General features: G+C 58.8%; 16 protein-coding genes. 8 read left to right on the top strand and 8 right to left on the bottom strand.

The genetic code is table 11. The features are described from left to right. Positions 1-119 precede the first annotated feature (119 nt). From KGB24_RS19470 to KGB24_RS19460, 3 genes are all read left to right on the top strand, one after another. A complete protein-coding gene (locus KGB24_RS19470; protein WP_223414059.1) occupies positions 120-1973 on the top strand; it encodes a DUF4105 domain-containing protein in 1854 nt (617 codons plus the stop codon). Positions 1974-2187: 214 nt separating this feature from the next. Continuing rightward, positions 2188-2544 carry a hypothetical protein gene (locus KGB24_RS19465; protein ID WP_008028859.1) on the top strand — a complete coding sequence of 119 codons (357 nt, stop codon included), beginning with the start codon at positions 2188-2190 and terminating at the stop codon, positions 2542-2544. A gap of 70 nt (positions 2545-2614) precedes the next feature. Next, the gene (locus KGB24_RS19460) at positions 2615-3109 is read left to right on the top strand and encodes a GreA/GreB family elongation factor (RefSeq protein ID WP_008037922.1); all 495 of its coding nucleotides are present in this window, start codon (positions 2615-2617) and stop codon (positions 3107-3109) included. Here the strand turns inward: KGB24_RS19460 and gdhA are convergent. Both gdhA and ettA read right to left on the bottom strand, forming a co-directional pair. Next, positions 3106-4443, bottom strand: coding sequence for an NADP-specific glutamate dehydrogenase (gene gdhA / locus KGB24_RS19455; RefSeq protein ID WP_008028863.1), 1338 nt, complete (start codon positions 4441-4443; stop codon positions 3106-3108). The two genes, KGB24_RS19460 and gdhA, sit on opposite strands and share 4 nt — an antisense overlap. 349 nt (positions 4444-4792) lie before the next feature. Then, complete coding sequence (gene ettA / locus KGB24_RS19450) at positions 4793-6457, bottom strand: energy-dependent translational throttle protein EttA (protein WP_008028865.1); 1665 nt, start codon at positions 6455-6457, stop codon at positions 4793-4795. 283 nt (positions 6458-6740) lie between these two features. Between ettA and KGB24_RS19445 the strand changes: the two genes are divergently transcribed. Further along, positions 6741-10589 carry a bifunctional diguanylate cyclase/phosphodiesterase gene (locus KGB24_RS19445; RefSeq protein WP_223415815.1) on the top strand — a complete coding sequence of 1283 codons (3849 nt, stop codon included), beginning with the start codon at positions 6741-6743 and terminating at the stop codon, positions 10587-10589. Between the two features lie 222 nt (positions 10590-10811). After that, complete coding sequence (gene glyA, locus KGB24_RS19440; RefSeq protein WP_008028869.1) at positions 10812-12065, top strand: serine hydroxymethyltransferase; 1254 nt, start codon at positions 10812-10814, stop codon at positions 12063-12065. Between the two features lie 75 nt (positions 12066-12140). Here glyA and lanM read toward each other — a convergent pair whose 3' ends face one another. The 3 genes from lanM to KGB24_RS19425 all read right to left on the bottom strand — a co-directional run bounded on the left by lanM (position 12141) and on the right by KGB24_RS19425 (position 16015). Beyond that, positions 12141-15218 carry a type 2 lanthipeptide synthetase LanM gene (gene lanM / locus KGB24_RS19435; protein WP_223415816.1) on the bottom strand — a complete coding sequence of 1026 codons (3078 nt, stop codon included), beginning with the start codon at positions 15216-15218 and terminating at the stop codon, positions 12141-12143. A 58-nt stretch (positions 15219-15276) separates the two neighbouring features. Beyond that, the gene (locus KGB24_RS19430) at positions 15277-15432 is read right to left on the bottom strand and encodes a hypothetical protein (protein WP_008028874.1); all 156 of its coding nucleotides are present in this window, start codon (positions 15430-15432) and stop codon (positions 15277-15279) included. Positions 15433-15724: 292 nt separating this feature from the next. Then, positions 15725-16015, bottom strand: a complete 291-nt coding sequence (locus KGB24_RS19425; protein ID WP_223415817.1) for a hypothetical protein — start codon at positions 16013-16015, stop codon at positions 15725-15727. Here KGB24_RS19425 and KGB24_RS19420 point away from each other — a divergent pair. The 3 genes from KGB24_RS19420 to KGB24_RS19410 are packed head-to-tail and all read left to right on the top strand — an operon-like array spanning position 16014 to position 18799. Further along, entirely contained in the window at positions 16014-17327 is a 1314-nt protein-coding gene (locus KGB24_RS19420) for a C4-dicarboxylate transporter DctA (protein WP_008028877.1), read from the top strand. The two genes, KGB24_RS19425 and KGB24_RS19420, sit on opposite strands and share 2 nt — an antisense overlap. A 52-nt stretch (positions 17328-17379) precedes the next feature. Continuing rightward, positions 17380-18084, top strand: coding sequence for a FadR/GntR family transcriptional regulator (locus KGB24_RS19415; protein ID WP_008028878.1), 705 nt, complete (start codon positions 17380-17382; stop codon positions 18082-18084). Between the two features lie 25 nt (positions 18085-18109). Continuing rightward, positions 18110-18799 carry a GntR family transcriptional regulator gene (locus tag KGB24_RS19410; RefSeq protein ID WP_223415818.1) on the top strand — a complete coding sequence of 230 codons (690 nt, stop codon included), beginning with the start codon at positions 18110-18112 and terminating at the stop codon, positions 18797-18799. A gap of 95 nt (positions 18800-18894) precedes the next feature. Here the strand turns inward: KGB24_RS19410 and yjiA are convergent, their stop codons facing one another. From yjiA to KGB24_RS19395, 3 genes are all read right to left on the bottom strand, one after another. Next, on the bottom strand, positions 18895-19866 hold the full coding sequence (gene yjiA / locus KGB24_RS19405; RefSeq protein WP_008028882.1) for a GTPase: 972 nt from the start codon (positions 19864-19866) through the stop codon (positions 18895-18897). Positions 19867-20028: 162 nt separating this feature from the next. Continuing rightward, positions 20029-20226, bottom strand: a complete 198-nt coding sequence (locus KGB24_RS19400) for a YbdD/YjiX family protein (protein WP_007895266.1) — start codon at positions 20224-20226, stop codon at positions 20029-20031. A 14-nt stretch (positions 20227-20240) separates the two neighbouring features. Beyond that, positions 20241-22307 (bottom strand): carbon starvation CstA family protein, encoded by a 2067-nt coding sequence (locus KGB24_RS19395; protein WP_008028884.1) that lies wholly within the window; start codon positions 22305-22307, stop codon positions 20241-20243. Between the last annotated feature and the right edge of the window lie 157 nt (positions 22308-22464).

The raw sequence follows: 22464 nt of genomic DNA, 5'->3' as shown, positions 1-22464 counted from the left end.
TTCTGAATCACCGCGGTGATTCAGAAACACCGTGTCGATGCCATCGCCAGCAAGCCGGCTCCTACAAGGACGGATCTTCCGTACCGGGTCTTTATTTTTTTCGACTTAAGTTGCCCACTATGTTCAAACGCCTTGCCTGGCTGGCGCTCTGTGTCTGCGCCCCGCTGTCCGCCGCGCCTCACATCGACAATCAACGTTTGCAGCAACTGGCCAACGACCCCTTCTGGATTTCCCTGGGGCATTACGAAACCGCCAAGCTCGGTGGCTGGCGCAGCTATGTCAGCGACAGGAAGTTCTTTCTGGCGCCCGATGGCAACGAACACCCCGACCGCGAACTGGCGGCCACCGTGCAGGCGCTGTACGCCCCGGCCAGTGCCGGCGAAAAACATGCGCAATGCGTCTACCCGGCGCGTACCCGCTGGCTCAAGGCACAACTCAACCTGAGCGATCTGCCGTCGCCGGACTGCGCCGAATTCAAGCAATGGTTCAAGGATGTCTCGCCCCACAGCGCGGTGATGATTTTCCCGGCAGCCTACTTGAACAGTCCGTCATCGATGTTCGGCCACACGCTGCTGCGCATCGATCAGGCGGATGTGCAGAGCGACAAGACGTCATTGCTCAGCTACGCCATCAACTTCGGCGCCTACATCGAAGGTTCGGACAACAGCATTCTCTACGCCTGGAAAGGTTTGATGGGCGGCTACCCGGGCCTGTTTGCGCTGGTGCCGTATCAGGAAAAACTCTCGGAATACCGCAGCCTCGAAAACCGTGACCTGTGGGAATACCGGCTGAACCTGACACAGCAGGAAACCGAGCGCATGGTCGAGCACGTCTGGGAACTCAAGCAGATCCAGTTCGACTATTTCTTCTTCGACGAAAACTGCTCCTATCGCCTGCTGGAACTGCTGCAAGTGGCGCGTCCAAGCCTGCGCCTGACCGAACAATTCCCGCTGACCGCCATCCCCACCGACACGGTCAAAGCGGTGAAAGAAGCCGGCCTGGTGGAGTCCATTCAGTATCGGCCGTCCCGCGAACGCGAACTGCTGAGCCGCGCCGAACCGTTGAATCCTGAAGAGCAGCAATGGGTGCTGAAAGTCAGCGCCGACCAGAAACAGTTGCAGGAACCGGCGTTCAAGGCGCAACCGCGCGAACGTCAGGCGCTGATCATCGACGCGGCTTACCGGCTCGAACGCTACCGCGCCAACGGCCAGGAACGCGACCCGCAGCGGGCTCAGCGCAGTTTTGAATTGCTGCGGGCGATCAACCAGAACCCGGCGCCGGAGCTGGACATCCCGCAACCGGGCTTGCCCGAAGATGGCCATGAATCGCGCACCTGGCAGGCCGGCCTCGGCACCCGGGGCGACAAGGCCTTTGGCGAATATGGCCTGCGCATGGCGTATCACGATCTCAACGACAACTCGGAAAGCTTTCCCCTCGGCGCGCAGATCGAAATCCTGCAGATGAAACTGCGCCAGTACGAAGGCAATCAGTGGCAGTTGCAGCAACTGGATCTGGCGACCATTCGCTCCCTGACGCCGCGCAACGAGCTGCTGCAACCGCTGTCGTGGCAGGTCACCGGCGGCCTGGAGCGGGTGCCGGGCAAACATGACGATGAAACCCTCGTCAGCCATGTCAACGGCGGTGGTGGCGGCACGTGGCAACTGGGCGACGACATGCTTGGTTTTGCCTTGGGCACCGTGCGCGTCGAACACAATAACGACTTCGCCGGTTTCATCGCCCCCGCGGCAGGTTTCAACAGCGGTGTGCTATGGAAGAATCCGCTGGGCAATTTCAGCCTGGAGGCCAAGGGGGATTTCTTCACCAATGGCGAAGTGCGCCGTAGTTTGAGTCTGAACCAGCAGTGGGAATTGTCGCGCAACCTGGGTCTGCGTCTGAGCGCCCAGCGCGAATTCAGCCATCTGGCTACACCCGAGAATGAAGTGATGCTTGAGCTGAAGTGGTATCACTACTGACCTGACACACCACCATCCCTGTGGGAGCGGGCTTGCTCGCGAAGGCGTAGTGTCATTCAACACTGATGGTGACTGACAATACGCCTTCGCGAGCAAGCCCGCTCCCACATTGGATATGCGTTGTTCAACGGATTCATCACAGGCCTTTCACGAAGGTCTCACGAATGCACTTCTAGACTTGAACCATAGGCCGTTGAACGGCCGGGAGTCCGAGATGTGGCGTTGTGTGGGTGTGGTGGGTGTGTTGCTGTTGTGCGCGGGTTGCCAGACGACTCACGAAGACCTGATTGCCAAGGGTTATCCTCCGGCCTTCGCCGATGGTTTCGATGACGGCTGCAGCAGTGGTCGACAGGCTGCCGGGGCGATCACCGGTGAATTTCGCAAGAACGTGCCGCGGTATCTCAAGGACAAGCCATACGCCGAAGGCTGGAGCGATGGTTTCCGCCAATGCCAGGCCATGCGCGAAAGCGAAGACCGCGAGGACTATCGCAGCCATCACTGGGACGAACGTGAAAAAGCCTGGCAACAGCAGAAAGATCAGGACGCCGCCCGTGCGTTTCGCTCGCAATGAGTCGCTGACAGACATCCGCCGAAACTAAAAGCCTGTGACCATGGCCTAAACCCTATAACGGGAGGAAACCATGAGTCGCGCCTTCGTCAATGAAGATAACGCCGCCGCGCAAGTTGATCAGCCCGTCGAACGGCAGGTCAGCACGCAGCCCAATTACGTCACGCCCGCAGGCCTTGCCCAGCTGCAGGCAAAAGTCGCCGGGTTGCAACAATTGCACAATGAACAATCGGCCAAAGGCGAACAGGCCGACAAGCAACGCCTGGTGGACCTTGAGCGGGATTTGCGCTACTTCAATCAGCGCCTGCAAAGCGCTCAGGTCGTGACCGCCGCCAGTTCGACGCAAAAGGTGCAGATCGGCAGCCGCGTGACCTTCGCCGACGAGCACAGCACCGAGCAAACCGTGCAATTGGTCGGTGAAGACCAGGCCGACGCGTCTGCGGGCCTGATCAACTGGGGCTCACCGCTGGGCCGGGCATTGCTTGGGGCGCAACTCGGCGACGAGGTGCTGTGGCAACGCCCGGCCGGCGATCAGACGATCGAAATCATCCGCATCGAACCGGCTTAAACCACGCCTTGGGCGAGCATGGCGTCGGCGACTTTGACGAAACCGGCAATGTTCGCGCCTTTGACGTAGTTGATGCGGCCGTTCTCTTCGCCGTAATGCACACACGCATGGTGGATCGATTGCATGATCCCGTGGAGCTTGCTGTCCACTTCCCCGCCGGTCCACAGCAGACGCATGGCGTTCTGCGACATCTCCAGCCCGCTCACCGCGACACCGCCGGCGTTGGACGCCTTGCCCGGCGCGAACAGAATCCCGGCCTCGATAAACAGGTCCACGGCTTCCAGGGTGGTCGGCATGTTCGCGCCTTCCGCCACGCAGATGCAGCCGTTGCGCAGCAACGTGCGCGCGGCCTCGGCATCCAGTTCGTTTTGAGTGGCGCAGGGCAGCGCGATGTCGCACGCCAGATCCCATGGGCACTGACCCGCACGGAACTCCAGGCCGAAACGCGTGGCCAGTTCGCTGATCCGTCCACGCTTGACGTTTTTCAGCTCCAACAGCGCCAGCCACTGTTCTTCGGTCAAACCCGCCTCGCAGTACAGCGTGCCTTCGGAGTCCGAGAGCGAAATCACCTTGCCGCCCAGGTCCATGACCTTGCGCGCCGCGTACTGCGCAACGTTGCCGGAACCCGAGATGGCTACGCGCTTGCCTTCGACGGCTTCACCGCTGCGCTTGAGCATTTCCTCGGCGAAGTACACGCAGCCGAAACCGGTGGCTTCCGGACGAATCAGGCTGCCGCCATAGCTCGGGCCTTTGCCGGTCAGCACGCTGGTGAACTGGTTGCTCAGGCGCTTGTACTGACCGAACAGGAAACCGATCTCGCGGGCACCCACGCCGATGTCGCCGGCCGGCACGTCAACGTCTGCACCGATGTGGCGGTACAACTCGCTCATGAAGGCCTGGCAGAAGCGCATGACTTCCGCGTCGCTTTTGCCTTTCGGGTCGAAGTCCGAGCCACCCTTGCCACCGCCCATGGGCAACGAGGTCAGGGAGTTTTTGAAGGTTTGCTCGAAGGCGAGGAATTTCAGTACGCCGAGGTTCACCGAAGGATGGAAACGCAAGCCGCCCTTGTACGGACCGATCGCACTGTTCATCTGGATGCGGAAACCGCGATTGACCTGCACCTTGCCGTGATCGTCGACCCAGGAAACACGGAACACAATCGCCCGCTCCGGCTCGCAGATCCGCTCCAGAATGCCGGAGGTCAGATAATGCGGATTGGCTTCGAGAAACGGCCACAGACTGCGCAGGACCTCTTCGACGGCCTGGTGGAATTCAGGTTGGTCCGGGTCGCGTTTTTTCAGTCGGGCAAGGAAGGTTTCGACGGATTCGATCATGGAAAAGTCTCGGCAAATTTATTGTCGTTGGAAGAGATTGGGCCGGACTTTAGCAAACGGAGTGCGCACAGCAATAGAGCAAAATGTCGCGTTTATGAAATTAAATGGTGCGCAGGATATAAATAAACTCCATTTTCAGGCTGATTTCGCACCTAAAAAGGGATTCGCAATCTGGGTTTTGCACCATTAGCTACACCGCTATCGCGAGCAGGCTCACTCCTACAATTTGATGTGCATTCCCCCTGTGGGAGCGAGCCTGCTCGCGATGAATTCGCCACGGTGCCACTGAAAAAACCCATAAAAAAAACGGAGCCCGAAGGCTCCGTTTTTTCATGCAACCAACCCGAAATCAGGCCAGTTTCTTGTGCCGTACACGATGCGGCTGGGAAGCCGCTTCGCCGAGGCGTTTCTTGCGATCGGCTTCGTACTCGGTGTAGTTACCTTCGAAGAACACTGCTTGCGAATCGTCTTCGTACGCCAGGATGTGCGTCGCGACGCGGTCAAGGAACCACCGATCGTGAGAGATCACAATGGCGGCGCCCGGGAAGTCCAGCAGGGCTTCTTCCAGGGAACGCAGGGTTTCAACGTCGAGGTCGTTGGACGGTTCGTCGAGCAGCAGGACGTTGCCGCCCTCTTTCAGGGTCAGGGCCAGGTGCAAGCGACCGCGCTCACCACCGGACAGATCCTTGACGAACTTCTGCTGATCGCCGCCCTTGAAGTTGAAGCGACCGACGTAGGTACGCGACGGGATCTCGTAGTTGCCGATGCGGATCTGATCCGAACCGTCGGAGATTTGCTGGAACACAGTCTTGCTGCCGTCCAGGTCTTCGCGGCTCTGATCGACGCAGGCCAGTTGCACGGTTTCGCCGACTTCGATGCTGCCCGAATCCGGTTGTTCCTTGCCCATCAGCATGCGGAACAGCGTCGACTTACCGGCACCGTTACCGCCGATCACGCCAACGATGGCGCCTTTAGGCATGGAGAACGACAGGTTGTCGATCAGCACGCGATCGCCATAGCCCTTGGAAACGTTCTTGAACTCGATGACCTTGTCACCCAGGCGCGGACCGGCCGGGATGTAGATCTCGTTGGTTTCCGAACGCTTCTGGAATTCCTGCGATTGCATTTCTTCGAAGCGTTGCAGACGTGCCTTGGATTTGGACTGGCGGGCCTTGGCGCCTTTGCGCACCCACTCCAGTTCTTCCTTCATGGCTTTTTCGTGGGCCGACTGCTGCTTGGATTCGGCAGCGAGACGATCGGACTTGGCTTCAAGCCAACCCGAATAGTTGCCCTCGTACGGGATACCGGCGCCGCGGTCGAGCTCGAGGATCCAGCCAGCAACGTTGTCCAGGAAGTAACGGTCGTGCGTGATCGCAACGACAGTGCCCGGGAAGTCGTGGAGGAAGTGTTCCAGCCAGGCGACGGAATCGGCGTCCAGGTGGTTGGTCGGTTCGTCGAGCAGCAGCATGTCGGGGGCGGACAGCAGCAGGCGGCACAGGGCCACACGACGTTTTTCACCACCGGAAAGGAATTCGACCTTGGCGTCCCAGGCCGGCAGGCGCAGCGCATCGGCGGCGACTTCCAGTTGGCGATCCAGGTTGTGACCGTCGCTGGCTTGCAGGATGGCTTCGAGCTTGGCCTGTTCGGCGGCCAGTTTGTCGAAGTCGGCATCTTCATCAGCGTAAGCCGCGTAGACCTCGTCCAGGCGTGCCTGGGCGTTCTTGATCACGCTGACCGCTTCCTCGACCACTTCACGCACGGTCTTGGTCGGGTCCAGGATCGGTTCCTGTGGCAGGTAACCGATGTTCAACTCCGGCATCGGACGGGCTTCGCCCTCGAACTCGGTGTCGACGCCGGCCATGATTTTCAGCAGCGTGGATTTACCCGAACCGTTGAGGCCGAGCACGCCGATCTTGGCGCCGGGGAAGAAGGACAGCGAAATGTTTTTCAGGATTTCCCGCTTCGGCGGAACAACTTTGCCCAGCCGATGCATGGTGAAGACGTATTGAGCCATGGAGAACCTTGGGTCAGTGACAGATGAATGATTGGAGCGCAGGCGATGCCCGGCCAGGCCGTGCGCGTCGACGACTGATAGGTATCAATGCTGCGCGCTGAAAAAACCTGATTCTAGGAGCTGGAACGCTCCCGCGTAACCGGCAAAGCTACCTTATTGACAGAAGGCAGTCCAGCCGGGAGGGTCTGGCACTTTGCCACAACTCAAGGCATGCTAGCCGCCCTCCGGGCGTCCGGCTTATAGTGCACGTCGCGCCAGTCCAGCTAAACCGCAGGATTACAGTTTGTCTAATGTCACTCCGCCCTTGACCACCCGTGCACCGACTGCTGTGTCCGGTTCCCCCCTGCGCGGAACATTAAAGGGCGCGCTGGCGACACTCGTGCTTTTGCTGCTCGCGCTGCTGTTCTGGCAACTGCTGGATCAGATGCGCGAAACCCAGAAAAACCAGCGCCAATACACCATCGACTACACCGCCGATCTGGCTGCGCAAGTCAGCCTGAACATGTCGCTCAATGCGCAGATCGCCCTCAACCTGCTACCGATCGTCGAACAGCCGCAAAGCGCCGACGAACAGCAGGAGCTGCTGCGCAAGCTGCAAAAGTCCTTGCCCGACCTGCGCAGCCTCGCGTTGTTGAGCCCCTCAGGGAAAGTCATCAGCGACACCACCGCCGACAGCGAGGACGCCGACTACCTCGTCGAGCTGGTACGCCGCAGCCGTACCCAGGCACATTATTTCAGCAACGCCGATAACGGTTCGGTGGTGCACCTGTTGCTGCATCAAGCCAGCGGCAGCTCTCGGGGCTATTGGGTCCTGCGCCTGACGCCAAGCTTTTTCTCGTCACTGACCAAACCAGGCGAGGCCGGGATCCGCCCATTGTGGCTGGTGGAAAACCGCGTCAATCACCAGGTCATCAGCCGCGATGATTCACAGCCCTTGGCCAAGCCGAGCGAGCTGACCGCAAATGATGTGGCCAACAGCGTGCTGACGGTTCCCCTGACCGGCAGCGACTGGCAACTGCGCGGGTTGTTCGACCGGCAACGTGTGATCGAAGAACTGCTGCCGGCATTTATCGGTAAATGCCTGCTGGGGCTGGCGCTCTCTCTGCTGCCGCTGATCGCCCTGTTGAACATACGCCGCCGTCAGCGCCAAGTGAGTGAAGGTCGCCGGCGCTATCAGGATATTTTCGAAGGCACCGGCGTCGCCCTGTGCGTGCTCGACGTGTCTGGCCTCAAGAACGTCTTCGACAAAAACCAGTTGCTCAGCACCGAACACCTGCAAGCCTGGTTGGAAACCCCGGAACAGCGCCAGCAGCTGTTGCAGGAACTGCGCATCACCGAGGTCAACCAGGTTGCCCTGCAACTGCTCAACGTCAATTCCTGTGAACAAGCCTGGAAGTTGCTGATCGACGGCAATCCGCTGGATGGCACCGCCATCGGCAATCAAGTGCTCGAAGCGGTACTCAATCAGCAGAAACAGTTTGAGCTGGAAATAAAACTGCAAGACGCCAATGGCCGCGATCAGCACCTGTGGCTGGTGATGCGCCTGCCGGAAAACCAGGACGACTATAAAGCGGTGATCCTGAGCATCAGCGACATCACCAGTCGCAAGCTCATCGAACTGTCGCTGCTTGAGCGTGAAGGGTTCTGGTCCGATGTGGTGCGCACCGTGCCGGATCATTTGTACGTCCAGGACGTGATCAGCCAGCGCATGATCTTCAGCAACCATCACCTGGGCCAGACACTCGGTTACAACCGCACCGAGCTACACCAGATGGGCGAGTACTTCTGGGAAATCCTGCTGCACCCCGAAGATGCCGACCACTACCATCGCGCGCGCCAGACCCAGCGACACGCGGGCTATACGCAATTGCTGCAATGCCAACTGCGCTTCCGTCACCGCAACGGCAAATGGCGGCGTTTCGATATTCGTGAACAGGCGCTGGCGCGGGACAAACACGACCAGGTCACACGGATCATCGGCGTGGCCAAGGACATCACCGAGCAGATCGAGGCCAGTGAGTCCCTGCGCGACAGCGAGCAGCGCTACCGGATGCTCGCCGAAAGCATCAGCGACGTGATTTTCTCCACCGACAGCAAGCTCTCGCTCAACTACGTCAGCCCGTCGGTGCAAGCCGTGCTGGGCTACGACACCGACTGGATTTTCCAGAACGGCTGGCAGTCGACCATCGCCAACCCGCAACAGTTGACCGGCATCTACAACCTGATGGACCGCGTCAGCAAAGCGCTGGGCAAGCCCGACCAACTGGCGCTGTTGCGCAGCCAGGTGCAGACCCAACTGTTCCTGTTCGACTGCCTGCGTGCCGACGGGCGCAAGATTCCGATCGAGTTGCGGCTGGTGCTGGTCTGGGACGAACACGGCGCCTTCGAAGGCGTGCTCGGTGTCGGTCGCGACATCAGCCAGCAACGCCGCGCCGAGAAAGACCTGCGCATGGCGGCCACGGTATTCGAACACTCGACGTCGGCGATCCTGATCACCGACCCGGCAGGCTACATCGTGCAGGCCAACGAAGCGTTCAGTCGCGTGAGCGGCTATGCGGTGGAGCAAGTGCTCGACCAGTTGCCGAACATGCTGACCGTCGACGAGCAGCAGGAAGCGCACCTGCGCTATGTGCTCAAGCAATTGAACCAGCACAGCACCTGGGAAGGCGAAGTCTGGCTCAGGCGTCGTAACGGCGAGCATTACCCGGCGTGGGTCGGTATCACGGCGGTGCTCGACGATGAAGGCGATCTGGCCAGTTACGTGTGTTTCTTCAGCGACATCAGCGAGCGCAAGGCCAGTGAACAACGGATTCACCGCCTCGCCTATTACGACGCCCTGACGCACCTGCCCAACCGCACGCTGTTCCAGGACCGCCTGCACACCGCGTTGCAATCGGCGGAACGGCAGAAGTCCTGGGTGGTGCTGATGTTCCTCGACCTCGACCGTTTCAAGCCGATCAACGACTCCCTGGGCCACGCCGCCGGCGATCGCATGCTCAAGGAAATGGCCACGCGCCTGCTCGGTTGCGTCGATGACGACGACACCGTGGCGCGTATGGGCGGCGATGAATTCACCTTGCTCCTGCAACCGCGGGCCAACCGCGAAATCGCCCTCAATCGGGCGATTCACGTGGCCGAACAGATTCTCGCCAGCCTGGTGAAACCGTTCGTGCTTGAAGGCCGCGAATTCTTCGTCACCGCCAGTATCGGCATCGCCCTGAGCCCGCAGGACGGCAACGAACTCAGCCAGCTGATGAAGAACGCCGACACCGCGATGTACCACGCCAAGGAACGCGGCAAGAACAACTTCCAGTTCTATCAGGCGGACATGAACGCCAGTGCCCTCGAGCGCCTGGAGCTGGAAAGCGACTTGCGTCACGCCCTGGAACAGAACGAATTCGTGCTGTACTACCAGCCGCAATTCAGCGGCGACGGCAAACGCCTGACCGGTGCCGAAGCCTTGCTGCGCTGGCGTCATCCCCGCCGTGGCCTGGTGCCACCGGGGGATTTCATTCCGGTGCTCGAAGAACTGGGCCTGGTGGTGGACGTCGGCGACTGGGTGATCAGCGAGGCCTGCCGTCAGCTCAAGACCTGGCATCAGGCCAAGGTGCGGGTGCCGAAGGTATCGGTCAACATCTCTGCCCGGCAGTTCTCCGACGGCCAGCTCGGCACGCGGATCGCCACTATCCTCAAGGAAACCGGCCTGCCACCGGCGTGCCTGGAGCTGGAGCTGACCGAAAGTATCCTGATGCGCGAAGTCAGCGAGGCGATGCAGATTCTGGCCGGGCTGAAAAACCTCGGGCTGAGCATCGCGGTCGACGACTTCGGCACCGGTTATTCGTCGCTCAACTACCTCAAGCAGTTCCCGATCGACGTGCTGAAGATCGACCGTACCTTTGTCGATGGCTTGCCGTCGGGTGAACAGGATGCGCAGATCGCCCGGGCGATCATCGCCATGGCCCACAGCCTCAACCTGGCGGTGATCGCCGAGGGTGTGGAAACCCATGAGCAGCTGGACTTCCTGCGTGAGCATGGCTGCGATGAGGTTCAGGGTTACCTGTTCGGGCGGCCGATGCCGGCGGGACGGTTTGAAGCGCAGTTCAGTAATGATGCGTTGTTCATGTTCGATTGAGGTTGTGCAGTGGGGCTGATGGCCCCATCGCCGGCAAGCCGGCTCCTACATTTGGAATGCGTTCCCCTGTAGGAGCCGGCTTGCCGGCGATGTGGGCGGCATGATCACCGCTGATCCCGACATGAAGCCCACTTGTCTGCGACATGATGCCCTTTCATATGCCATCTAAATCCCATTGGGTTAGAATGCCCCCCTTTTCTGCCCCGATCCTTGAGGACCGCCATGTTCAGCCGTGATTTGACTATTGCCAAGTACGACGCCGATCTTTTTGCCGCCATGGAGCAAGAAGCTCAGCGCCAGGAAGAACACATCGAGCTGATCGCTTCGGAAAACTACACCAGCCCTGCGGTGATGGAAGCTCAAGGCTCGGTACTGACCAACAAGTACGCCGAAGGCTACCCGGGCAAGCGCTACTACGGTGGTTGCGAGTTCGTCGACGTCGTTGAGCAACTGGCCATCGACCGTGCCAAAGAACTGTTCGGCGCCGATTACGCCAACGTTCAGCCGCACGCCGGTTCGCAAGCCAACAGCGCCGTTTACCTGGCCCTGCTGCAAGCTGGCGACACCATCCTGGGCATGAGCCTGGCTCACGGTGGTCACCTGACCCACGGTGCCAGCGTTTCGTCCTCCGGCAAGCTGTACAACGCCGTTCAGTACGGCATCGACGCCAATGGCCTGATCGACTACGACGAAGTCGAGCGCCTGGCCGTTGAGCACAAGCCGAAAATGATCGTGGCCGGTTTCTCTGCTTACTCGCAGATCCTCGACTTCCCGCGCTTCCGCGCAATCGCTGACAAGGTTGGCGCCTACCTGTTCGTCGACATGGCCCACGTGGCCGGTCTGGTAGCCGCTGGCGTCTACCCGAACCCGGTGCCATTCGCTGACGTCGTGACCACCACCACGCACAAGACCCTGCGCGGTCCACGTGGCGGCCTGATCCTGGCTCGCGCCAACGCCGACATCGAGAAGAAGCTGAACTCCGCAGTATTCCCGGGCGCCCAGGGTGGCCCGCTGGAGCACGTGATCGCCGCTAAAGCGATCTGCTTCAAGGAAGCGCTGCAGCCTGAGTTCAAGGCTTACCAGCAACAAGTGGTGAAAAACGCCCAGGCCATGGCCAGCGTCTTCATCGAGCGCGGTTTCGACGTGGTTTCCGGCGGTACTGAAAACCACCTGTTCCTGCTGTCGCTGATCAAGCAGGAAATCTCCGGTAAAGACGCTGACGCCGCTCTGGGCAAAGCATTCATCACCGTGAACAAGAACTCCGTGCCAAACGATCCACGCTCCCCGTTCGTCACCTCCGGCCTGCGCTTCGGCACTCCGGCTGTGACCACTCGCGGCTTCAAGGAAGCAGAGTGCAAAGAGCTGGCCGGCTGGATCTGCGACATCCTGGCTGACCTGAACAACGAAGCGGTGATCGACGCCGTTCGTGAGAAGGTCAAGGCCATCTGCAAGAAGCTGCCGGTATACGGCGCTTAATTGCATCGCTGAACCGCTGCGATAAAAAAACCGGCCAGTGATGGCCGGTTTTTTTTCGCCTGGGTTTTGTGCCACTCAGGCAGCAGCCGGTCTTGCAAACTCGAGGGACAACACATCAGGCAAACCGTCCGCCACAGCATGCAGCAGCGCCTGACCGACGCCCGCGATCCCGAGCATCAGGCCCGGATCAGGGATAGTGCGCTCATCCAGAAAATCTTCATTGAAGAAGTTCTGGGTCACCTGTGAGAGTGCTCGCTCCACCCGGGCGATACCCTGCTCATTACGTGTGTCGCGATAGAGTCTGAGCAAGCACATCAGATTGCCGAAGTCTCCATGACACAGACTGTAACCAGACCCCAGGCCCTGCTCCCAGAGATGACGCTCACACCGTTCGGCATCCTGCTCGAGCACCGCCCTGGTATCGACGTCCAGCGCCTCACCCAGCGCCCGAGTCAGCCCGCGTCTGGAAATGAGAATGCCGGCGTCGCCATGACACCATTTGACGGTGGACGCTGACTTCGCGGTTTCACGCAGATCAAGCCAGAAACCATCGATTGTCAGGCGGTTTTCTGCCTGCAACACCTGCGCGATCAGCTCGGCCAAACCCGGCGCTTTCGTCACCTCCCAGACTTTTCCCAACGCGTGCAGAACGCCTGAAATGCCATGGGAGAAACCCGTCAACAGCGGCTTGCCCGTTGCCTTGAGCAACAGCGTTCCATTGTCCAGCGTCAGTGCTGACTGAATGGCTTGCGAGAACTTTTCGATCAAGGGCAGCAACGTTTCGCGTTTCTCCAATTGGTAGAGATTCACCAGAACCGTCACCGCGCCGCACCAGCCATGAATGAAGTCGAACTCATCACCCTCACGGGGAAAGTCGGCCAGTTGGAGCACTGTTTCGTCGATGCTTGCCTGATACGTCTGGCGACCGGTCATGATCTGGTAGTTGACCAGAACGTATAAGTAGGAGGTCAAGCCGAAATAGGCGCTGACGGTCAGCTCGCTTGCAAAATGCCCTTGGGATTTACTGATGCCCACGAGGATCCGCTCAGCCTCTTGCAGATAACGCGTCGCACCGCTGGCCCTGAACAGGCTCAAGTAAAAAATCGCCAGGCCTCCCATCCCGTTGTACAAACCACTACCCATGGGCGAAATGAAGTGGCGCCGGGTACGCGGCTGCGTATCCATGAACGTCCACGCCACATCGCCCTCCTCGCCCTCGACACGCGTTCGCTCAATGATTCCGGCAATGGTCATCGCGTGTTCAAGGTAGTGCGCCCGGCTCAGCTCAGGCGCTGTTTTGAGGTGATGCTCCCGGTTGAGTGGCAAGGCTTCATTGGCCACAGGAAACAGGCACATCTGCACGATGTGTATCTGAAAGGCTTTGTGTTCGGGCGAAAGGTTTTCCAACTTGCGGCGGCAACTGTCGAACGGGCGCTCAATGGCCAAAGAAGCTACGGCTTGTCCATGCGCGTCCAGCAAGCCATTGGACAGTAAGGGCAAGGTAAAACAAGGAAAGTTGGCCTTCGCCAGATCGCTGATTTCATGCCTGGGAATCCCGTAGTCATTGAGCGTTTCGTTCAGCTCCGACCATAAGGTTGCCAGTAAAAGATCCCGCTGAAGCCCACAGCGGGTAAACCGTGGATGGAGCATCATCCCGATGAAATCAGCATAACGCTGGGTATTTTTGATCAGAACCCGGGTTTTCAACGACTGGGCATGCTGTTCGAGCAACTCAAGCACCGCACCGCGGTGGTTCATCATCTCGTCGTAACCCGCCTCAAAACCGAGAAAAAAGGCGTCCTTGTGATCCGTGACCGAATGCGTCCTGCTTTCGAAAACGGGCAGGTGCCGAATGACCGGGCGGCTGTGGGCGTCGATGGGCTTCAAACGGTACAAACGCTGCTCACGGACCAATTGTTTTTTTTTCGCGACGAACTGTTGCTGGCAGCTCAGACCACTGTAGTCATTGTCGGAGTCCGGCGAATTAGGCACGAATCCGCTTGCATACACTGATTGACTGTTGAGTTTGATGGTTTTGAACAGCGCACGGCTGTGAGGCAAATTGACCCTCAAGTCGACCATGACCGGCGTGAACAGGCATTCCAGATCGATCATCACCGGGCTGCTACCGCAGGCAATGATGTTTTCGTAGTGAAAGTCGATGCCGTTCAGCGCATGAATCACCGCGACCTGGGCGCCCAGACGCTGAAAAAAAAGTGACAGGTCACTGTGGGTTTCACAGGCCCGGTTGTCGATTTTTTCAATCCAGCAATGATTGTCCAGTGACACCATGAGCGGTACGTAAACGGAGAAACAGGCCTCACCGCTGCGTTCATGCAGTTGCCTGAGCAATGCGCCGTAAAACAATGCTTCACGGTTGCTCCTGGGTTTGTACATCAGTGCCTGATTGCCGATCTGCAGACAGCAGACGGTTTCGCCGTTGGCATGTGAGTCCCCGAGACCGAGGGTGATCGAGTCGATTCGTGTGTCGGGCAATGCGAAAGCGGTTTTAAGTCGTTGGCTATCGTCCGCGAAATGCCCGATCACCTTGTACAGGTAGGCCACCGTGTCTTCGATTCGCACCATGAGCAAACGGGCCAGCACCGGGTATGAGCGGAGGAACGAGCTGAATCCATCGCCTGCCAGGGCCTGGTCAAACCCCTGCAGATCCAGATCGGCACCTTCGGTTATCTGGCTGTTTAACTGGTAAACCAGTGATTTCTCCGAAAAGCCTTTAACCAAGGCCGTTATATGCAATCGAATGCCGGAAAGAAAAAGCTCTGTATTAACCCACTCACTTATCGAATTGTATTTTGGATCACCTTCAAAGATACATTTAAAATACGCATACCACCGCGTATAAAAAATACTGAATACCTCCTGACTATCAAGCTCACTGTCGAACGACAACGAAGCAATAAGCTTTATCTTCTGCTCGAGCATTTCAATCGCTGGGGATTCTTTATTATTCGACGACGATGAAAGGCGATGACATTCGCCCAGAAGTGCTTGTCGATCGACGCCAAAATATCGCCGAACAGCTTTATCGTCCTTATGCAAAAGTTCGAGAGTCTTGCGCAGGACGTCATGGTCTACCGCTGTTTTAACGCCCCCGATCAGTCGTTCATTGAAACTCAAAACATCAGTCAACATCGCCAACCACTCTCGACGAACAGCGCGGGTCAGAGACCCGCCCTGTATTATTTGAGGATCAGCAGGTGCAGCCGATAACGGTGCAGCCCAGGGTCTCGCACGAAACCATGGTGCACATGGTTTCCCCGCCGTTGATACCGGCACTACCAGAATTTACATAAGCTTCGAACTCGGCACCCAGTTCACCGGACAGATCCATAATGTGTTCTTGCATGAGACTTCTCCTGATAAAAAACAAGTCGCCCTAGTTGGCGAAAGTTGAAGTTATCACTCACAGACCGACGGCACCCAGCCATTAAATAAAACCAAATATAAGCCACTTGATCAACGATCAACTCTGACACCTACACGAGCATCAACATAAAAAACAACGACGTTCATACATCCTGAAACAGATGAGCCTCATCCCAAAGAGAAAGACAACAAAACCGGAACTAAAAACATTTTTCAGAACTTAACAAAACAGCAATTTCCCCCTCATCACAACAAACTAAACTGATTCAACCTTAGTTTACGAACATTAAAATAAAACATTCACTTACAACTAGATGGCCATGTATGAGCTGTCCCTGCGCCGCTATCGCAGACAAGCTGGCTCCCGCAAGGATCTGACGTTGACCGCCTACACCACTGGTCAGACCGGTCATGCCAATTTTCAGGTTTTCACTTGTCATCGTAAAAAAATCCGGCGTAGACTGCGCCTGCACTGGACATACCGGTAAGACCACAATAATTAAGTCCTGAATCTGATGCGCGCAGCGCACGGCAGCCAGGACACCGACCAGGATTCCTCCCATGCTCAGATGGTGCTCGCGTTCAATCTTCCTTCAAGTGGTTCTCGGACTGGTGCTCGGCATCATCTGCGGGCTGACCCTTCCCGAATACTCCGCCCAGCTCAAACCCCTCGGCGACGGCTTCATCAAACTGATCAAGATGCTCATCGGCCTGATCGTGTTCTGCGTGGTGGTCAGCGGCATCAGCGGCGCCGGCGACCTGAAGAAGGTCGGGCGCATCGGCCTCAAATCGGTAATCTACTTCGAAGTGCTGACCACCATCGCCCTGGTGATTGGCCTGGTGTTCGCCTTCAGCACCGGCATCGGCAGCGGCGCGAACATTCATCTGGAGCAGCTGTCTGCCGCCGACATGGGCGACATCGCCCAGCGCGGCCAGCACATGCACACCACCACGCAGTTCCTGATGGACCTGATTCCGACCTCGGTGATCGGCGCCTTCGCCGACAACAACATCCTGCAGGTCCTGCTGTTTTCAGTGCTGTTCGGCAGCGCACTGAACCTGGTGGGCGAAGCCGCGTCGGGCATTTCCCGGCTGATCAATGAGCTGAGCCACGTGATCTTCCGCATCATGGGCATGATCGTGCGCCTGGCGCCGATCGGCGTGTTCGGCGCGATTGCCTTCACCACCAGCAAATATGGCCTGGACTCGCTGCAACACCTGGGCAGTCTGGTCGGTCTTTTCTACCTGACGTGTGTCGCGTTCGTGGCGCTGATTCTCGGCCTGGTGATGCGCCTGTCCGGCCTGCGCATGTGGCCGTTGCTCAAATACCTGCGCGAAGAACTGATGATCGTCATGGGCACCGCATCGTCCGACGCCGTGCTGCCGCAAATCATGCGCAAGCTCGAACACCTGGGCATCGGCAGTTCAACGGTCGGGCTGGTGATTCCCACCGGCTACTCGTTCAACCTCGACGGCTTTTCGATCTACCTGACATTGGCCATCGTGTTCATCGCCAATGCCACGGGCACGCCGCTGGCCATGTCCGATTTGCTGACCATTTTGCTGGTGTCGTTGATCACCTCCAAAGGAGCTCACGGGATTCCCGGCTCGGCGCTGGTGATTCTGGCAGCGACACTGACGGCCATCCCGGCGATTCCGGTGGTCGGTCTGGTGCTGGTATTGGCGGTGGACTGGTTCATGGGCATCGGCCGCGCGCTGACCAACCTGATCGGCAACTGCGTCGCCACCGTGGCCATCGCCCGCTGGGAAAAAGACATCGATATCCAACGCGCAAACAAGGTGCTTTCCGGCCAGGTGGGTTATACCTTCCAGCCTCGAAAACCGGTCGCGCCCGCGCACCAGCAGGAATTTTAAACAACGTGTGCCTGCCTTTGGGCGGGCACATTATCGCGACTTGGAGCGAACAGTGATTACCTCGTCAACCGTCGTAAATTCAGTAGTGGAAAAACTTCGTGCCGCGCTGGCACGTGGGCAATGGCGCTCCGGCGAGATGCTGCCGGGGCAACGTGAACTGGCCGAACAACTGGGCATCAGCCGCCCGAGCCTGCGCGAGGCGGTCATCGTCCTGGAAACCCTCGGCCTGGTGCGCTCGATGCCGGGCAAAGGCGTGGTGGTGCTCGATGCCCATCTGGCTGACAGTCAAAGCCACGACAGTGCAGTGGCCGGCGCGAGCCTGGAAGACGTGCTGCAACTGCGCTACACCCTTGAGCCGTTTATCGTCGGCCTGGTGGCGCAGTCGATCAGCAGCAAGGAAGTCGGGCAACTGCGCCTGACCCTGATGGACATGCGCGAAGCTCTGGAGGCGAACGACAGCGAAGCCGGGGTCAACGCCTACATCGCGTTCCACGAAGAGCTGTTCACGCTGACCTCGAACCCGATTTTCCAGAGCGTGGTACAGCAGACCAGCAACGCCCTCAAGCAAAGCGCCGAGGTGCTGCGCAACTCACCCGAGCATCTGGCCGAACGCCTCGAAGAAAACGAAGCCGTGGTACGCGCGATCCGCAGCAAAAACAGCGCCCTGGCGAGTGCCGAAATGCGTCGGCACATTCTTCGCGAAGGCCAGCGGATGGGCATCGAATTGAATATCCCGGACGACAACCTCGGCAGTTGAACCCTCTTGGAACCGGAGACAGGCCATGAACAGCTTCGCTTCAGCGCAAACTCTTGTTGCCCTGCCCTTTCCCGCGCCGACGGATGATCTCTACTCGCGAGTCTTCGACGCCATTCTTGAACAGCGCATCGATGCGGCCAGTCGCTTTACCGAAGAAAGCCTGGCGCAGATGTTCGGCGTTCGCCGCAGTGACATGCGTGGGGTGCTGACGCAGCTGTCCCATCAGCAGATCATCGTGTTACGCACTCACCATCGTCCCCGAGTCGCGGCGCTCGATCATGAGCAAGTCCGGCAGACGCTGCATGCGCGGCGGCTGACCGAAACCACGGTGGTGCGGCTGGCGTGCCAGCAGCCCCGTGCACAAGACTTGAAGTGTCTGCGTGGGTTGATTGATCGCGAGCGCCAATGTGCCACACATGGCTCGGCGATCAGGTTGGCGGGGGCGTTTCATCTGCAGCTGGCCGAAATGGCGGGGAATGCACCGTTGGCGCATTTTCTGGGCAGCCTGGTGCCACTGACTTCACTGGCGATTGCGCAGTTTGATGTATCGGTGGAGGGTTATTGCGATTGGCGGGGGCATTCCGCAATTCTGGATGCGGTGGAGCGTGGGGATGCGGTGAAGGCGGTCTCGCTGCTGAGCGGGCATCTGGATGATCTTGAGGAAATATTGCTGAACTCAGGACTTGGGCTTGGTCAGGATCGTGTTGCTGGTTAGATCGCTTTCGCGGGCAAGCCTCGCTCCTACGGATATCACCGACTGTAGGAGCGAGGCTTGCCCGCGAAGGCTTTATCACTGACGAACGAAACGATTCAATCCGCCGCCACCCGCGCAAACCCCTCGCGAATCTTCTCCTCCGGCAATTCATCGGCAATAAACACAATCACGCTTTCCCGCGCCTCGCCCTCTGCCCATTCCGTGTCCCAGTCGAAGCCATACAACTTCAGCACACCCTGAAACACCATGCGCCTCGGCTCGCCAAGGATGTTCAGCACGCCTTTGTAGCGCAGCAACTGCTTGCCATGTTCTTCCAGCAGTTCGTTCATGAACTCGCTGAGCTTGTCGATATCCAGCGGCTTGTCGGTGCGCAGCACCAGGCTGGAAATGCGGTCGATGGAAGGCGCTTTGCTGACCGGGCGCAAACTCACGCCGCCACCCAGGTCGGCATTGAGGTTGAAGCCGCGCACATCGAGCAGTTCGGCCAGATCGATCTGGCCGTGGTCGACCACGCGAATCGGCGCGCGACGGTTGATACGGGTCAGGCGCTCGCTCAACGCAGTGAAGGTCGGCTCGTCCACCAGATCGCGTTTGCTCACCAGCAAGCGGTCGGCGAAACCAATCTGCGCCTGGGCGATGGTTTGTGTCAGGTGTACGTCGGCGTGCGCGGCATCGACCAACGTGATGATGCCGTCGAGGATGTAACGCTCACGCAGTTCTTCGTCGATGAAGAAGGTTTGCGCCACCGGTGCCGGATCAGCCAGGCCGGTGCACTCGATCACCAGACGGTCGAAGGCGATTTCGCCGCTGTCCAGGCGTTCAAGCAACAGGTAAAGCGCCTTGGTCAGGTCGGTGTGGATGGTGCAGCAGACGCAGCCGTTCGACAGCGTCATCACTTGCACCGGCTCGTCGCCCAACAGTTGGGTGTCGATGCCGGCGTCACTGAATTCGTTTTCGATCACGGCGATTTTCAGGCCGTGCTCGGCTTTGAGCAGGTGGCGCAACAGCGTGGTCTTGCCGGCGCCGAGGAAGCCGCTGAGGATCGTGACGGGGATGGGAGAGGACAACTGGAGTCTCCTGCTTTACAAAATTAGAAAACAACATAAAACAAATGTGGGAGCTAGCCTGCTAGCGATGGCGGACTGTCAATCAACAGTGATGTTGAATGTTCAGCCGCCATCGCCAGCAGGCTAGCTCCCACAGGGATTGCTGTTAACCCGACAACCGGGTCAACAGCACTTCGGCCCACCCTTGCCACCGTAACGGGCTTCCTGACGTTCCCGAAAGAACATTTCGTAGCTCATCACCGGTTTGTCCGGGTGTTTGGTTTGCATGTGCTCGACGTAGTTGTCGTAGTCGGGCATGCCGACCATCAGGCGCGCGGCCTGACCGAGGTATTTACCGAGGCGACTCAGGTCATTGAACATGCTGCAATCCTCGATTACGCGTCCGGCAAGGCCTGGAATGGCGATTCTTTATCCGTACGCTCTTTTTTACCCCAGGCGGCAATGCCGACCTTGAGTGCATAGAACAGGATACTGAACACCACGAACAGAAACAGCGCGGTCAGCGTTGCGTTGGTGTAGGCGTTGAAAATCACGTGTTGCATCTGGGTGATGTCCTTGGCCGGGGCGAGGATCTGACCGTTGGCCAGCGCATCGCTGTATTTTTTGGCCAGCGACAGGAAGCCGATCGCCGGGTTGGCGTCGAACAGCTTGATGAAGCCGGCGGTAGTGGTGCAGATCAACAGCCAGACCGCAGGCAGCATGGTCACCCAGACGTAGCGTTGGCGTTTCATTTTGATCAGCACGACGGTGCCGAGCATCAGCGCGATACCGGCCAGCATCTGGTTGGAGATACCGAACAGCGGCCACAAGGTGTTGATGCCACCCAACGGATCGATCACGCCCTGATACAGCAACCAGCCCCACATCGCCACACAACCGGCGGTGGCGATCAGGTTGGCGGTCCACGACTCGGTGCGTTTCAGCGCCGGCACGAACGAGCCGAGCAAATCCTGCAACATGAAGCGACCGGCACGGGTGCCGGCGTCTACCGCTGTCAGGATGAACAACGCTTCGAACAGGATCGCAAAGTGGTACCAGAACGCCATGGTGTTTTCACCCGGCAGGACACTGTGCAGGATCTGCGCGATACCGACCGCCAGGGTCGGCGCACCGCCGGCGCGGGCCAGGATGGTGGTTTCACCGATGTCCTTGGCCACCGTTTGCAGCGCTTCCGGGGTAATTGCAAAGCCCCAGCTGCTGACAGTTTGTGCAACCGCGACCACGTCACCACCGACGACGGCCGCCGGGCTGTTCATGGCGAAATACACGCCAGGCTCGATCACCGAAGCGGCAACCATCGCCATGATGGCCACGAACGATTCCATCAACATACCGCCGTAACCGATGTAACGGGCGTTGACCTCGTTATCCAGCAGTTTTGGCGTGGTGCCGGAAGAGATCAGCGCGTGGAAACCCGAGACAGCGCCACAAGCAATGGTGATGAACAGGAACGGGAACAGACCGCCCTTCCATACCGGGCCGGTGCCATCGATGAACTGGGTCAGCGCCGGCATTTTCAGCTCGGGCATGGTCACCAGGATGCCGATCGCCAGCGCGATGATGGTGCCGATTTTGAGGAACGTCGACAGGTAGTCACGCGGCGCCAGAATCAGCCACACCGGCAACGAGGCGGCCACGAAACCGTAACCGACCAGCATCCACGTAATCTGTACGCCAGTGAAGGTGAAGGCCTTGGCCCAGACCGGGTCTGCGGCAATCTGCCCGCCGAGCCAGATCGAACCCAGCAGCAACAGCACGCCGACGATGGAGATCTCACCGATGCGGCCCGGGCGGATGTAGCGCATGTAGATGCCCATGAACATCGCGATCGGGATGGTCGCCATCACCGTAAAAATGCCCCACGGGCTCTCGGCCAGGGCTTTGACCACGATCAGCGCCAGCACCGCGAGGATGATGATCATGATCAGGAAGCAGCCGAACAGCGCAATGGTGCCTGGGATGCGGCCCATTTCTTCGCGGACCATGTCGCCCAGGGAGCGACCGTTGCGGCGGGTGGACATGAACAGGACCATGAAGTCCTGAACCGCACCGGCCAGCACCACACCGGCGATCAGCCACAGTGTGCCGGGCAAGTAGCCCATCTGCGCCGCCAACACCGGACCGACCAGCGGACCTGCGCCAGCGATGGCCGCGAAGTGGTGACCGAAGAGAATGTGTTTGTTGGTAGGGACGTAGTCCAGACCATCATTGTTGAGCACAGCGGGGGTGGCCCGTCGTGAATCGAGTTGCATCACGTTGTTAGCGATGAACAGACTGTAGTAACGGTACGCAACCAGATAAATGGCCACGGCAGCGACCACAATCCACAAGGCGTTGATTGCCTCGCCTCGGCGCAATGCCACTACGCCAAGGGCGCACGCTCCTACGATTGCCAGCAGCAGCCAGGGTAGGTGGCGTAGCGGGCTATTATTATTTTTCATTTTTTTATTCCAGCCAGGGTGGACAAGAAAGACAGCCACCCCGAGTTTAGCTCTCCTGACGGCAAAGGCCATACCCGACATTGGTCTAGACGCCTGTGTCGGCTGGCAGGCTTTGACAATGCGGGTCTATAGTCAGCGGACATTAAGAGGAATAAGC

It is taken from the genome of Pseudomonas sp. BF-RE-25 (assembly GCF_019956105.1).
GTDB classification, from domain to species: Bacteria; Pseudomonadota; Gammaproteobacteria; order Pseudomonadales; family Pseudomonadaceae; genus Aquipseudomonas; species Aquipseudomonas migulae.
This window is presented reverse-complemented; position numbering and strand designations above follow the sequence as displayed.

Bases quoted from the DNA above. Each gene is read 5' to 3' on its own strand.
- KGB24_RS19470 (WP_223414059.1), top strand. From the start codon at position 120: ATGTTCAAACGCCTTGCCTGGCTGGCGCTCTGTGTCTGCGCCCCGCTG.
- KGB24_RS19465 (WP_008028859.1), top strand. From the start codon at position 2,188: ATGTGGCGTTGTGTGGGTGTGGTGGGTGTGTTGCTGTTGTGCGCGGGT.
- KGB24_RS19460 (WP_008037922.1), top strand. From the start codon at position 2,615: ATGAGTCGCGCCTTCGTCAATGAAGATAACGCCGCCGCGCAAGTTGAT.
- gdhA (WP_008028863.1), bottom strand. From the start codon at position 4,443: ATGATCGAATCCGTCGAAACCTTCCTTGCCCGACTGAAAAAACGCGAC.
- ettA (WP_008028865.1), bottom strand. From the start codon at position 6,457: ATGGCTCAATACGTCTTCACCATGCATCGGCTGGGCAAAGTTGTTCCG.
- glyA (WP_008028869.1), top strand. From the start codon at position 10,812: ATGTTCAGCCGTGATTTGACTATTGCCAAGTACGACGCCGATCTTTTT.
- lanM (WP_223415816.1), bottom strand. From the start codon at position 15,218: ATGTTGACTGATGTTTTGAGTTTCAATGAACGACTGATCGGGGGCGTT.
- KGB24_RS19430 (WP_008028874.1), bottom strand. From the start codon at position 15,432: ATGCAAGAACACATTATGGATCTGTCCGGTGAACTGGGTGCCGAGTTC.
- KGB24_RS19420 (WP_008028877.1), top strand. From the start codon at position 16,014: ATGCTCAGATGGTGCTCGCGTTCAATCTTCCTTCAAGTGGTTCTCGGA.
- KGB24_RS19425 (WP_223415817.1), bottom strand. From the start codon at position 16,015: ATGGGAGGAATCCTGGTCGGTGTCCTGGCTGCCGTGCGCTGCGCGCAT.
- KGB24_RS19410 (WP_223415818.1), top strand. From the start codon at position 18,110: ATGAACAGCTTCGCTTCAGCGCAAACTCTTGTTGCCCTGCCCTTTCCC.
- KGB24_RS19400 (WP_007895266.1), bottom strand. From the start codon at position 20,226: ATGTTCAATGACCTGAGTCGCCTCGGTAAATACCTCGGTCAGGCCGCG.
- KGB24_RS19395 (WP_008028884.1), bottom strand. From the start codon at position 22,307: ATGAAAAATAATAATAGCCCGCTACGCCACCTACCCTGGCTGCTGCTG.